The sequence below is a fragment of the Thermoactinomyces sp. DSM 45892 genome (assembly GCF_900107305.1).
In the GTDB taxonomy this organism is placed as follows: domain Bacteria; phylum Bacillota; class Bacilli; order Thermoactinomycetales; family Thermoactinomycetaceae; genus Baia.
This window is the reverse complement of the sequence record NZ_FNPL01000013.1, coordinates 105,639-118,959: the sequence shown is the minus strand read 5'-3', so window position 1 is coordinate 118,959 and position 13,321 is coordinate 105,639. Positions and strand designations below refer to the sequence as shown.

16 protein-coding genes and 1 tRNA gene are annotated in these 13,321 nt (G+C 41.7%); 1 reads left to right on the top strand and 16 read right to left on the bottom strand.

Going from position 1 to position 13,321, the window contains the following annotated elements; all coding sequences use genetic code 11:
* Positions 1 to 96 precede the first annotated feature (96 nt).
* On the bottom strand, positions 97 to 1,089 hold the full coding sequence (locus BLU58_RS11845; protein ID WP_093292418.1) for a lipoate--protein ligase: 993 nt from the start codon (positions 1,087 to 1,089) through the stop codon (positions 97 to 99).
* Positions 1,090 to 1,315: 226 nt separating this feature from the next.
* Between BLU58_RS11845 and BLU58_RS16485 the strand changes: the two genes are divergently transcribed.
* On the top strand, positions 1,316 to 2,230 hold the full coding sequence (locus BLU58_RS16485) for an alpha-helical endospore appendage domain-containing protein (RefSeq protein ID WP_176786640.1): 915 nt from the start codon (positions 1,316 to 1,318) through the stop codon (positions 2,228 to 2,230).
* A gap of 149 nt (positions 2,231 to 2,379) precedes the next feature.
* Here the strand turns inward: BLU58_RS16485 and BLU58_RS11830 are convergent, their stop codons facing one another.
* The 15 genes from BLU58_RS11830 to spoIVA form a co-directional block, all read right to left on the bottom strand.
* Positions 2,380 to 2,985, bottom strand: coding sequence for a DUF3298 and DUF4163 domain-containing protein (locus tag BLU58_RS11830; RefSeq protein WP_093292415.1), 606 nt, complete (start codon positions 2,983 to 2,985; stop codon positions 2,380 to 2,382).
* Positions 2,986 to 3,068: 83 nt separating this feature from the next.
* Positions 3,069 to 3,500, bottom strand: coding sequence for a pyrimidine dimer DNA glycosylase/endonuclease V (locus BLU58_RS11825; protein ID WP_093292414.1), 432 nt, complete (start codon positions 3,498 to 3,500; stop codon positions 3,069 to 3,071).
* A gap of 12 nt (positions 3,501 to 3,512) precedes the next feature.
* Complete coding sequence (gene splB / locus BLU58_RS11820) at positions 3,513 to 4,553, bottom strand: spore photoproduct lyase (RefSeq protein ID WP_093292413.1); 1,041 nt, start codon at positions 4,551 to 4,553, stop codon at positions 3,513 to 3,515.
* Positions 4,554 to 4,681: 128 nt separating this feature from the next.
* Positions 4,682 to 5,653: a polyprenyl synthetase family protein gene (locus BLU58_RS11815; RefSeq protein ID WP_093292412.1), complete on the bottom strand. Its 972-nt coding sequence runs from the start codon at positions 5,651 to 5,653 to the stop codon at positions 4,682 to 4,684.
* Between the two features lie 18 nt (positions 5,654 to 5,671).
* The gene (locus tag BLU58_RS11810) at positions 5,672 to 6,511 is read right to left on the bottom strand and encodes a menaquinone biosynthesis protein (protein WP_093292411.1); all 840 of its coding nucleotides are present in this window, start codon (positions 6,509 to 6,511) and stop codon (positions 5,672 to 5,674) included.
* Entirely contained in the window at positions 6,508 to 7,101 is a 594-nt protein-coding gene (locus BLU58_RS11805; RefSeq protein WP_093292410.1) for a UbiX family flavin prenyltransferase, read from the bottom strand. The genes BLU58_RS11810 and BLU58_RS11805 overlap by 4 nt, the downstream gene beginning before the upstream one ends.
* On the bottom strand, positions 7,098 to 7,970 hold the full coding sequence (locus BLU58_RS11800; protein ID WP_093292409.1) for a UbiA-like polyprenyltransferase: 873 nt from the start codon (positions 7,968 to 7,970) through the stop codon (positions 7,098 to 7,100). The genes BLU58_RS11805 and BLU58_RS11800 overlap by 4 nt, the downstream gene beginning before the upstream one ends.
* Before the next feature lie 18 nt (positions 7,971 to 7,988).
* Positions 7,989 to 8,711: a demethylmenaquinone methyltransferase gene (locus BLU58_RS11795; protein ID WP_093292408.1), complete on the bottom strand. Its 723-nt coding sequence runs from the start codon at positions 8,709 to 8,711 to the stop codon at positions 7,989 to 7,991.
* Between the two features lie 18 nt (positions 8,712 to 8,729).
* Complete coding sequence (locus BLU58_RS11790) at positions 8,730 to 9,416, bottom strand: heptaprenyl diphosphate synthase component 1 (protein WP_093292407.1); 687 nt, start codon at positions 9,414 to 9,416, stop codon at positions 8,730 to 8,732.
* A 46-nt stretch (positions 9,417 to 9,462) separates the two neighbouring features.
* Complete coding sequence (locus BLU58_RS11785) at positions 9,463 to 9,951, bottom strand: hypothetical protein (RefSeq protein WP_093292406.1); 489 nt, start codon at positions 9,949 to 9,951, stop codon at positions 9,463 to 9,465.
* 81 nt (positions 9,952 to 10,032) lie between these two features.
* Positions 10,033 to 10,254 carry a trp RNA-binding attenuation protein MtrB gene (gene mtrB, locus BLU58_RS11780; RefSeq protein ID WP_072329954.1) on the bottom strand — a complete coding sequence of 74 codons (222 nt, stop codon included), beginning with the start codon at positions 10,252 to 10,254 and terminating at the stop codon, positions 10,033 to 10,035.
* 105 nt (positions 10,255 to 10,359) lie between these two features.
* Positions 10,360 to 10,436: transfer RNA gene (locus BLU58_RS11775), tRNA-Pro, on the bottom strand.
* A gap of 70 nt (positions 10,437 to 10,506) precedes the next feature.
* The gene (folE, locus tag BLU58_RS11770; protein WP_176786639.1) at positions 10,507 to 11,085 is read right to left on the bottom strand and encodes a GTP cyclohydrolase I FolE; all 579 of its coding nucleotides are present in this window, start codon (positions 11,083 to 11,085) and stop codon (positions 10,507 to 10,509) included.
* A gap of 175 nt (positions 11,086 to 11,260) precedes the next feature.
* On the bottom strand, positions 11,261 to 11,536 hold the full coding sequence (locus BLU58_RS11765; RefSeq protein WP_093292405.1) for an HU family DNA-binding protein: 276 nt from the start codon (positions 11,534 to 11,536) through the stop codon (positions 11,261 to 11,263).
* A gap of 176 nt (positions 11,537 to 11,712) precedes the next feature.
* Positions 11,713 to 13,191, bottom strand: a complete 1,479-nt coding sequence (spoIVA, locus tag BLU58_RS11760) for a stage IV sporulation protein A (protein ID WP_093292404.1) — start codon at positions 13,189 to 13,191, stop codon at positions 11,713 to 11,715.
* Between the last annotated feature and the right edge of the window lie 130 nt (positions 13,192 to 13,321).

Sequence of the window (13,321 nt, the reverse complement as noted above, 5' to 3'; positions counted from 1 at the left end):
GCTTAGTTGTATAAAAAAGCAACTGAATGCGGCCTAGCCGTAGTCTGTCTATTGGAACTGGATATTTCTGTTAGCAGATTTGCTCATCTCGAGTATCTAATATAAAAAATCAAGAAACTCTTCTTTCGCTAAATCCCCAAAATAATAGGGGATATCTACATCACGTAACGCTTCCTCCAGCGATTGACGGTCATAGCGAATACCGACTAGCCTTTTCTCTAGATCCGAAACATCACCCACTCCAAAAAAATCACCGTAGATCTTGCAACTCTCGATCATCGATTTCTCCCCTACCTGTAGGCGAACATCGATGGAACCGATCGGGAAGCGTTTAGAATGCTGAACATTAAATATCGGAGACTCTCCAAAATTCCAATCCCAATTTTGATAACGCTCACGGGATATCTCATTGATCTTTTTCCAATCCTGATCCGTTAGCTTATACTCCGGAATTGGATTTTGACCTGCAAAGATCGACTCTAGTAATCGATGTCGGAATTCTTCAATGGTCATCGATTCAGCTAGATAATCACTAATATTGGCCACACGACTCCGAACCGATTTAATCCCTTTGGATTGGATTTTCTCTTGTTTTACTTGCAGTGCATGAACTAATGGCTCGATATTTACTTGAAACATTAATGTACCGTGGCTAAACATCCTCCCACGTGTTGAAAACTGCGCATTACCTGATATTTTCTTTCCATCGACGAGCAAATCGTTTCTACCAGATAAAGTAGCTTGTACGCCCATCTGATGGAGAGTTTGTACAACGGGGTCAGTAAATTTTCTAAAGTTGGCGAAGCTTTTTCCATCATCTTTTGTGATGAAGCTAAAGTTTAAATTTCCAAAATCATGATACACTGCTCCTCCACCCGAAAGACGACGTACGACATGAATATCATGATTCCTCACATAATCCACATGAATTTCTTCCACTGTATTTTGATGTTTCCCAATAATAATCGATGGTTCGTTTATATAAAACAACAAATAGGAGTCAGCTAGATCCAAATATTTTAATGCATATTCCTCAATGGCTAAATTCATTCTCGGATCATAAATCCCTTGGTTGTCGATAAATAACATGTAATCCTCCTTCAGTTCCATCACGATTCATTCAAAAGAGATAGACTTACTTATTTTACATGTAGGAATGGCTAGAAACAAATGCTCTTTCCATTAGGTATACAATGTATTGAGTAGTCTTTGCCCTTTTTTCGCTCCACCTATTTACTTGAGCAAATAGTTTATACACTTTTTTTTTTGAGCATATGCTATATATGAAGGTGGATTTCATCAGGAGGTGAGTAATATGTCCTATCCCAATATACCGAATATAAGCCCTAATATTAATTTGACTCGAGATGATGCGATTAATTTACTTTTATCTTCAATTGCTCTAGAAGAACTAGGATTAAGTCATATTATCAATGCAGAAGGAGAGAAATTGCAGTACGTGCTCGGAACGCTTCCAGGCATTTCGTCAGCGTTAAATCCGACGCTTACAGATCTTTTAGTGATCAACCAAAGTGTTAAAGATACCATTAACGTGATAGCTAAGAAAGAATGGATCTTAAACGAAAAATTAGAGAATGTCTTGGATAGTGCTGGAACGAGCTCAGGTACACCAGGACCTCCAGGACCACAAGGGCCACAAGGGCCAGCGATTGTAGGGCCATCAGGGGAAGCCGGGACCACAGGTGCATCTGGTGGTACTGGACCACAAGGACCTGTTGGACCGATAGGACCTCCTGGACCTTTCACACCAGTCATCATCCCTAGCATGGCATTTCTTGCTCTAAGTGATATTGTAACTGTAAATAGCAAAGAAGCTATTCTTTTTGATACCAGCATCGTTTTACAAGGTGCAGATATCAGTTTTATTCCTCCGAGTTCTACTATCGGTCTACAAGCAGGACTTTACTTAATAGAGTATAACGCTACTACGGAGGGCTTTTCCGTAACAGAACCCATTCCATCTACCACTCCACCGACAGTTGGTTTACGATTAGGTGGGAATGAAATTGTTTTTAGTAGAGCAGGATCTAGTTCTTTAACCGATATTATTACGTTGTCCGGAGGAGCCATCATTGAAGTTGATGATATTGCAGATCTAGAATTAATTAATGCAAACACCGGTGCTGGCGGAATATTCGGATTGATTAATTCGATTGGAAATGGAAATACGGTTCCGGCTGCTAACATTCGAATTCTGAAACTTGATTAGTACATCCTGTTCATCCCTGATGTATAAGGTGCAATTGTTAAGAGTAAAGATGTCTTGATATGGCATAAGATCTCTATTTGCATAAAAGGTTGTGGTTCACTTTATCTATGAACCCAACCTTTTATGCATGTCTATTTTCTTTTTTATTTCTAACCCATCATCACCCCGAGTGGTCCTTCTTCGTTTACGATATCTTGCAGAGAATATACAGAAATCGGGAAATAAGGAATCCCATAGACATAGGGAAGGAGATCGTATAACGGGAACGTGATAACCAATGACTTATCGGCAATATAAAAATCTTGATCAGGTTTTATGCTTTTAAAAGGTTCAAATACAGGAAGATCACGTTCCTTAATTTGCAGTCGAATCATATCAGAAATTTTTGTTACATAATCACTATTAGGTTTAAATAGATCCTTTAGTTGGTATTGCCGTCCTGTAGTCGTATCAAAGGTAAGGGAATGAATAACCGTATTGCCGTGTGCCCCTCCAGTAAAGGAGTATACACTTAAAACAAGGCTTAACATATTTCGTTCATTAGTCTTAATCTCAAAACTCCCCACCATCTCCTGAAGGCCCGGCTGTCCTAAACCCTGATCACGAAGCAAGCGGCTCAGCGTGGTCTGGATCTTACGATTGATCTGGTGTTGCACTGTCTGATTAGACAATCCATACACTTCGGGTTCATATATGTGGACATGTTGATTCGGGGAATAAAGCTTTGTGTGAATGTGAACCGGAAAAGTTACCATAGTTGGATACCTCCTATTCCAATCTATGATTCAAATCCAGCATCCATGAATCCAGCACCAGTAGCGGATATTCATGATGGCACCTATTTCATTTTTTCCCAAGCTTCTATTCCGCCGTCGACTACTTCAAACAATGGATGTACTTCATTTTGCTGGATATGTTTCCATGTCTCCAAAAAAGATAGATCACGCACCTTCAACTTCTCGCGTAACCATTCTAATTCATAATCAACTTGTCCTTTTGACACTTTGATTTTGCACTGAGTACGAGTGTCACTCACTTTCGTCCCATCAAAACGATATCCTCGTTCTTTAGATTCTTGAAGAATGTACGCTAAATAAGTAGTAATGGCTTGGAGAGGCTGTTCATGTTGTTTAAATCGAAGTAGCTGGGGATGTTTCGTATATCCTTTCGTCTGTCCACTTAAAACTGCTTGAGCAAGTAATGATTCCCTCCAGAGTGCTACTAAACCTTTGGAATCTAAATATTTTGGGTGAATACTCCACAACCTCACAGGTTCATCATCCTAAGTAAAATATTCAATGACCGAGTTTGGAAAAAACTGCTGAACATACTCTTCAATTGTCCCCTGCAAATCCTTCGCTCGATCTGTGTCGTAGACATATTTTACAATACCATATCTTCCCCATTTTACTTTCCGTTCCTCTTCATTCATTTCCAACTTAGTCTTCGGATAGTTTTTTTCAATCACTCGTTTTGCGGGTTTTGTAAATCGGTGTTGTATCAATTCAAAGGTAATATGTTCGGGTAATTCTTTTGGTATTTTATCGGAAAGCATTTGAAAAAGCTTCAGATACTCCTCTTCCCATCCTTCATGCATATAAAGAGGTGCCACTACAAAACCAAGAGGATAACCCGCCTCGGCTACTTTTACAGCAGCCTCAATTCTTTGCTTAAGGGAAGACGTTTTTAATTCAAAGTTTTTGATCACATAATCTGAGTTAATACTAAATCGAAAACGAGTATTCCCGTTATGCTTAGCATGGAGCAAATGATCTACATGGTGGAATTTGGTTGTAAATCGCAATCTTCCATAAGTCGTTCTCCCAATAAATTCAATAGCTTTAAATAGGGAATGAGTTAGATGATCTATCCCTACAATATCAGAGGTACAAGAAGCTTCAAACCGAGTCAATTCTGGTTCTCTCTCGTCCATATATTTCTGAGCTTGATCAAAAATTTCATCCAGATTTACATAGGTTCGAATATATGGTTTCTGTCCAAGTGTTGTTTGTAAGTAGCAATAATGACAATGCGCCATACACCCAGTCGCCAGTGGAATTGCATATTCAGCTGAGGGCTTCGATGTATCAAACTTTAATGTTTTTCTGATCCCTACGACGAGCGTAGATTTCGCAATTCGATATTTTTGCGAGTCATTTCCCCCTGGCAGGTCACGGATTTGATTATGAGAAGTCGTTTCGCGTATTTCAACATCTAATTTTTTAAATTTCTCATATAGCTCTCGTCCAAGAGGATACTTTAACGCATTCGGTTCAAAATACACCAACTGAGGAATAAATGGCTCCACACTAAAACCCCCCATATAAAACTATGTTTTAGTGTGTACAAGTTCGAGATTACAATTCTGAAATGGGCTTTATATTTTAAAAAGATAGCTTAACAGGTTCTGATTTAAGGCTCTTCCCCAGTCAGACACATTTGTCCCTCCATTTAAAACGACCGAGTTACAATAAACTCCCCAATAAAACGCAAGGACTCCCGCTCATGTGTATTCGGCAATTTTTCCAAAGCTGCTAATGCCCGATTTAAATATCGCTTAGAAAGCTCTAGCGTATACGGAATACCCTCCGATTGGCAAACCATCTTTAGGATCTGAGATAAATTCCCTTCGGTCCCTCGTGACTCTAGATAACGGCGGATCATTTGTTGCTCTTCAGGCTTACCGTGCTCCAAAGTATGAATAACCGGCAACGTTACATTCCCTTGTAGTAAATCGCTCCCCGCTGGCTTTCCTAACACTTTTTCGTCCCCAGTTAAATCGAGAACATCATCTGTCATTTGAAAAGCCATGCCTACAGAATACCCATATTGATATAGAGCTCTCACAATCGACTCAGGGGCTCCACTCACAACTCCACCTAATTGACAACTAATTGCCATCAACAAAGCCGTTTTTCGCTTAATTCGATGCAAATAACGCCGTAAGGACTGATCAGGTTGATACAGATCGTGAATTTGATCGATCTCTCCACGAACGAGGAAAACCAATGCCTTAGCTAAAATCTGGTGAACACGAGGATCCGAAAGACCTGCTACTTCAGTCAATGCACGAGCAAAGATAAAATCACCTGTATACATGGCAACTTGGTTATCCCACTCTGCCTTCACTGTTTTTCGCCCACGACGGGTCTCCGCATCATCGATCACGTCATCGTGAACCAACGTAGCCATATGAATTAATTCTAGAGAGGTCGCCACTTTTTCTAATTCTGACAAACGATACTCTCCAAAGTGACCTGCCAATAAAACAAATAATGGTCTCATCCGTTTACCACCTGCATCAAGCAAGTGACGAGACGAATGGAGTAGCTCCTTCTCATCTGTGTGAATGGTTTCCGCTAATCGATATTCAATTTGTTTTAAATCCCTTTTTAAACTTTGATATATATCTGTTAGAAGCATCTCTTCACCCTAGTTTCTCTAGCTCTTAGAAAAGGACAATTGGAACATCTGGATAGCGATTTCTGGTGGAAGCGTTCCGAGTTCCGCCGCATGGCGATAAAACAACTGTAACCCTTCCAGTTCACGTTTTCCCAAATCGTGAGACAGACCTGCAAAGTACTCTCTCCAATACGGAACCTCTCCGCCCACTTTTTGTTGCGCCGCCCTTATAATAGCCATTGGTTCTTGATTTCCGCTCTCCTTACTTTTCATAAACCGATCATAAATCTCCATCATTAACTCTGGACGCATCTGAGCTATCTCTTTTCGAACCGCCCATACAGCAAAGACCATAGGGAGACCTGTTTGCTGAAACCATAGCTCACCGAGATCATATACACGATAGTGTGGTTTACTCCAAGCCGCTCGGATAGCATCATCTCCGATTAGTAAAGCCGCGTCGGACACTTGCATCATCTGCTCTAGGTTCGGCTCCATCACTTGATAGGAAGGATTTACACCTGTAAACCTCTCAAGTATCACACGCAGTAAATTAACCGAAGAAGCGGATGCATTTGTCAGAGCGATCGATGCTTGATCTAGCTCTTGTAGCGATTTCCCCTTTGTAAATAAAAAAATAGAACCCACTGGACCATATGCGCTCACTGATAGATTAGGAAAGAGATAGTAGCGATCTGAGTGTTCCGCAAAGGCAAACGAAGAGATGGCACCTAAATCGATCTCGCCCTTCGACATCGCTTGATTCAAAGTAGCTGGGACATGATTCACCCACTCGATCGGTAAGCCCCTTGAATCAAAAAAATGAAAAACAGGTAGAACATTTGTGTAGGAAATCTCACCGATTCGGATTGGTTTCATTTGCCACCCTCCCATCTCATATATAATTGATGAGCAACCCTTAGCTGGTCTAAAACCTTACCCGATACAAAACGAACCATCTCATCTAAACTAGATGGACGATGGTAAAAGCCCGGCATAGGAGGAACGATTTGTACACCTAGTCTACTTAACTTTAGCATATTTTCTAGGTGAATCGAGCTAAGTGGAGTCTCACGGGGTACGAGAATAAGAGGATAGCGCTCTTTTATCATGACATCGGCCGCTCGTTCTAATAAATTAGACGAAATACCCGAAGCGATCTTCGCAAGTGTCCCCATGGTACACGGAACCACAACCATTCCATCTACTTGAAAAGACCCCGAGGCAATCGAAGCACCAATATCCCGAATGGGATGATAGATTAACTTTCCAGAGAGATGGCCAAATCGCTCGGTAAAATTTTGCTCTCTCCTTACCACTTCCCAATCATGTTCCTCTAATAATACTCTCCAAGCAGCATCCGTCACGATCACATGAACTTCATGACCCTGACGTAGGAGCTCTTCCATAACGGATAAGGCATAAGGTGCTCCACTTGCACCACTCATCGCCACAATAAAACGTTTCATATCATCAACACATCCACAAGGCTAAAGACAAACACGATTATACTTAATACTCCATTCATGGTAAAAAAGGCCATGTTTAGACGAGATAAATCATCTGCCGAAACAATCGCATGTTCATAAACGAGAATCATGACAGCAATCACGACACCGAGTACATAAACCCAGCTTAATTGGGTGAAAAAAGCAAGTGCAACCAGTCCAATCGCAGTTCCCACGTGCATCCAGCTTGAAATGAGAAGTGCAACTCGTACTCCAAATCGAGACGGAATCGAATGCAAGCCTTCTCGCTTATCAAACTCTACATCTTGGCAAGCATAGATCACGTCAAAACCACCAATCCATAGAGCCACCGTAGTAAATAAAATGAGGGACTTCAGGTCAATTTGACCCGTTGTAGCCACCCAACCACCCAACGGCCCCAGCGCAGTCGCGACTCCCAACACAACATGACAAAGCCATGTAAAACGCTTTGTATATGAATAAAGTACAAGAAAAAACACAGCAACCGGCAATAGCTTGACAGCTAGCATATTCAACTGAAACGCAGAGATAAACAGCACAACAAAGGAAACGACAACAAATCCCCACGCATACATCTCCGAAATAAGGCCTGCAGGGATATGCCTTGTAGCCGTACGCGGATTTCGGGCGTCGATTTTTCGATCGATAATACGATTAAGTGCCATAGCCGCACTCCTCGCACCCACCATCGCGAGCGTAATCCATCCGATCTGCGCCCAAGTAGGAAAATTCCCTAAGACCTCCAAGCTACCTAAAATCGCACCCAGATACGCAAATGGCAATGCAAAAATCGAGTGTTCGAACTTAATCATGTCAAGTATGAGTATAATCTTGTGAAAAAATTTCATAGTAGTCCTACACCATCCTTACTCGGCACGCTTTCTCCCTACATGTAATGCGGTAATTCCAGCTGAGAGGGGATACACATCCACCTCTAAACCCACCTCATTTTTCATCACACTAGCTAACTCTACATAGTCAGGAAAGGCGATGAGTGACTCAGGTAACCAGCTATATTGCTCGTATCGATTCGCAAACAGCTTCCCAAGTAGCGGTAATAGGCGTTGAAAATAAAAGTAGTACAGTTTACGAAATGGTTTCCAAGTCGGCTTGGATAATTCAAGCGACACGACAAGACCACCTGGTTTCACAACCCGTTTCATCTCTTTTAATACTTGCACATAGTCAGGGACATTACGCAGTGCAAAGCCAATCGTCACATAGTCAAAACTGGAATCCTCAAACGGAAGACTCATCGCATTTCCCTGTATCAGCTCTATCTGATCGACACGCCCGCTGTCTTGTACTTTTTGTCGCCCGATTTCTAGCATATTGGAGCTAAAATCTAATCCGACTACCTTTCCATTCCCAGATGCTTCGGCCAACGCTAGGGTCCAATCGCAGGTTCCGCAACATATGTCTAACGCCGTCTGCCCCGGCTGAACGTTCATCTTTTTCATCGCAAATTTACGCCATGCTTTATGACGGCGGAAACTAAGCAGTGTATTCATCCGATCATAATCTTTGGCGATACTTTGAAACACACCGTGAACGAATTTTTCTTTCTCAGCTCCAGTCCGCTTCTCCATCTCTGCTACCTCTTTCTGTTAGAGATTCCTGCGCTCTTGCTCGATCCATTGTTCTAATTCATGTCTCAGCCATACTGGAAAACGAGGTTGTTTCCATATTTCCCCTGCCTGATAAACTGCATCGTGAAAGCGATCTTGCCATCTAGGATGCTCTATTAGCTCGTCCAATAGTAATAATGGCAAAAAAACAGTCATCCATTCTTTTCCTATATGATGTTCGACAAGAAAAAAACCGGCGATAGCAGTTAAGATTTCCACCGATTCGATCTTTCGTATAGAAGAGGAGACAGGTTCTTCTCCACAATACATTTTCATTTTTCGCTCGTTTGTACGGCTGGTAGCTTGGGAGAGACACACAATTCCATCGATTTCTCCAGCCATAGCTAATTGTTGATAAAACAGACTACTATAAAAATCTCCTGCGAGTACTGTCAACTGACGAACGCGATGTAACCCCTCATTTTCGATCGTCTGCAGAGGAATTTGCTCGTGCGTCGTAAGCGCCATATGTAGACATGCAGCCGCCTGGATAAAAATCTTTTTACGTTCTCCTGGCACCTCACAAGCCGTTAACAAGAGATCCAGTAAACGAATAAATCGCGTTGGGATGGGTGGTTCACCTAGATTTAGATATAAGTCCGAATTCACAACAAGTCTTTCTAGATCCATAAGAATTTTATTTTGATCTGTAGATATGGACGTCATCTACACGCCCCCTAAAAATACCAAATGAGAATAGATAATTTCCTTGCTAGTATACCATACTTTCGTGAAAACCAGCACAATCAATCTGTTGTTTTTTGTCATTTGACAAATTGAAGTCTTGAATACTTTCTGTTGACCACTTCGATTTTTTCACTCTCTCTTGCCAATCCGATCTCTTGATACAAATCACTCGGGCTGATTCGGGCTCTTTATTCACCAAACGAAGACGAAGCACCTCTACTTGTTTCAATTTGATAAAGGATTCCGTAATTACATCTTGCGCCAATTCTTCCCATTCAGTCGCCACTTCCTTGAACTCAATAAAGAGAACTCCTTGTTTTTGATCGATCCTTCCAACTTTCCATTTTCGATTCAGATCCACAACAAACGAAACCCATGCATTTTCATCCTGCAACATCACTTCTTTAGCTGGTCCCACTTGCTCTTCTGAATATCGTACAAACAGCGAAAGTCCTACTGCTAAACAAATAGCGCCAACCATACCCCATGACCAATAACGAAAAAAGGTCCTCATTTCATGTAATCCTCCGTAGGCTTTTTCACCAGTTTACGCACTCAGAGCAGAAACATGCTATGCTTGACCTTTTTTGCTTGATTATTCATCCGATTCAATTGTACTAAATGGTGTAATGATCGTTGCTTTCCCTCGTACTTTTATAGCCGATGTATGTTCAGTAAATTGGGCAATCATAATCTCACCCTGATCTAATTTCTCTGAATGATGGAATCTTGTATCTTTTCCTCTTGTAAGTCCAATTACATTTACGCCATTTTCTTTTGCTTTGATAATAAAATACTCTCCAGAATGATTCGACATAAGAGTCAGCCTCCTCTCACTATGCAATCCAAAGTGTACCACAAAACAAGATAATCATACGAATTTCAAAATAAAAAAGACTCCTCCATCCCTGGAAGAGTTTGTTGGTCGGGCTAACCAGATTTGAACTGACGACCTCTTGCACCCCATGCAAGCGCGCTACCAAGCTGCGCCATAGCCCGATCTAAATAAACAGTAAATCTTACCATTTCATTATAAGATCGGGCTGATGGAACGTCAAGACCCAATAAATTAGGTTAATGATCCCATTCGAATCATTTTAAACACTTCATCCCGCTTTACCGTATCTTCAGCATAGATACCACGAGCTACGGTGGTTACCGTTTTCGAGCCAGGTTTCTTTACCCCTCTCATCGTCATGCACATGTGTTCTGCTTCTAATACTACAAATACGCCATGTGGATCGAGTGTCTCCATCATCGAATCAGCAATCGTACTTGTAATCCGCTCCTGAAGCTGAGGGCGCTTCGTGACAGAATCTACCGCACGGGCTAATTTAGATAAGCCTGTTACCCTTCCCCCACGTGGGATATAGGCTATATGAGCATGTCCAAAGAATGGCACTAAGTGGTGCTCACAGGTTGAGAAAAACGGAATATCTTTTACTAAGACAACCTCTTCATGGTCTTCACCAAATACAACAGAGAAATGATCCTTAGGATTTTGATCTAATCCTTGGAACACCTCCGCATACATTCTAGCAACACGAGCCGGTGTATCTAACAAGCCCTCCCGCTGCGGATCTTCACCTACAGCCTCCAAAATCATCCGTACTGCTTGTTCAATTTTATCATGATCAACTTTTTTCAAGATGATGTCCTCCATCTCATTCTCTAGTTCATAAAACAAATTACATTATACTTCAGTCGAATATAAGTATGTAAGATAAAAACTAGGTGTTAGCAAAAAGCCCCTTTCTTCAAAAGGGACTTTTGCTCAGTATATGTAGTTTCCTGACATCCAATCAGAAATATACTTATCTGTATTACTGGTTGACTATATCCTTTAGTTTCTTACCCGCTGTAAAAGCCGGAACCTTGGTTGCAGGAATATCGATTTCTTCACCTGTTTGTGGATTACGGCCCTTACGAGCTTGACGATCGCGTACTTCGAAATTGCCAAATCCAATCAATTGTACTTTCTCACCTTGAGATAAAGACTCAGAGATTGTACGTAATACTGCTTCAACTGCTTCCGAAGCATCTTTTTTTGTCATTTGGGTAGCATCTGCTACTTGATTGATCAAGTCGGTTTTATTCATAAAGCACCTCCTGATTAGATCCAAGCCAATTCCAGATGAAATCTAGAACTGATTGGGACAATCCTATACTAATACAGCGCTGATCCCCTTTGCAAGACAAATCCTTGAATTTCCTAAGGATTGCTCAAAAAAGACACCAAAAAAGGCCTAGACGGTTACATCTAGACCTTTTTGCTTTACAGGATAATGGCAATAAGTCCACCAGATCCTTCATTAATTATACGCTCTAACGTTTCTTGCAGCTTGTAACGGGCATTTTCTGGCATCATGGATAATTTTGCTTGAATTCCTTCTCGAACGATGGAATTGAGCGAACGTCCGAAGATATCCGACTCCCAGATACGTAGTGGGTCTGTCTCAAAATCTCTCATCAGGTAGTTTACCAACTCTTCAGACTGTCTCTCACTACCAATGATCGGAGCAAATTCAGAGTGTACATTTACCCGAATCATGTGAATCGAAGGAGCGGTCGCTTTCAGTCTAACTCCGAAGCGAGGGCCTTGTTTAATTAATTCTGGCTCATCTAGACTCATTTCCTCTAGCGAAGGAGAAGCTACTCCGTAACCAGTGGTCCGCACCATCTTAAGTGCTTCAGCCACTTTATCATACTCTCGCTTCGCTAGTGAGAACTCTTGCATCATCTCAAGCAGATGATCCTTGCCTCGGATTTCGACACCCACGACTTCTGCTAAAACATGATCATACAACTCATCTGGTGCATAGAGATCGATTTCGGCGATTCCTTGCCCCATTTGCATGCCTGACAGTGCTGCTTTCTGGATAAACTCAAAATTGTAAAAGTGACCTACCACTCGATCTACATCGCGAAGCCGTTTAATATCTTTGACGGTTTCTCTGACTGAATCTTCGAAATCACGACGCAACCAGTGCTCATCATCTAGGACCATAACCCAGCTGGGAAGATTTACGTTTACTTCATGAACTGGGAATTCATACAATACTTCACGTAAAACACCTAAAATATCGTCCTCTCCCATCGTCGCTACAGAGAGTGCCACTACAGGAATGTCATACTTCTCAACTAGCTCAGCCCGAAGCGCTTGTACGGACTCACTGTACGGACGAGTGGAGTTTAATAGCATGATAAATGGTTTTCCCACTTCTTTTAACTCATTTACAATTCGCTCTTCTACGTCTTCGTAGGAATATCGAGGGATGTCAGCGATACTTCCGTCTGTTGTTACAACAATACCCAAGGTAGAATGCTCTTGAATGACTTTTCTCGTACCAACCTCAGCCGCTTCTTGAAATGGGACTGGCTCATCAAACCAAGGAGTATTAATCATTCGAGGACCATTTTCATCTTGGTATCCTTTGGCACCTTCGACAACATATCCTACACAATCTACTAGGCGTACATTTACTTTTAAACCTTCATCTACACTTACATTAATTGCTTGGTTTGGTACAAATTTTGGTTCAATCGTCGTGATCATTCTTCCTGCACCACTATGTGGGAGTTCATCCGTTGCTCTCGATCTTTCGGAATCATCACGAATACTCGGGATCACCACTTGTTCCATAAACCGTTTGATAAAGGTGGATTTCCCTGTGCGCACCGCACCAACCACACCAAGATAGATGTCACCGCCTGTGCGCTCTGCAATGTCTTTTAAGATATCTACTTTCTCCATGCATGAACCTCCTTCAAGGTATCCGTACTACTGGATTTGTCGCCGGTGCGAAAGGCAAAATCCTCCCTTCTCCGGTTTTCCCACTCCTTAGGACACTACTAATATATGAGTGTAGAATCTATATATTCCT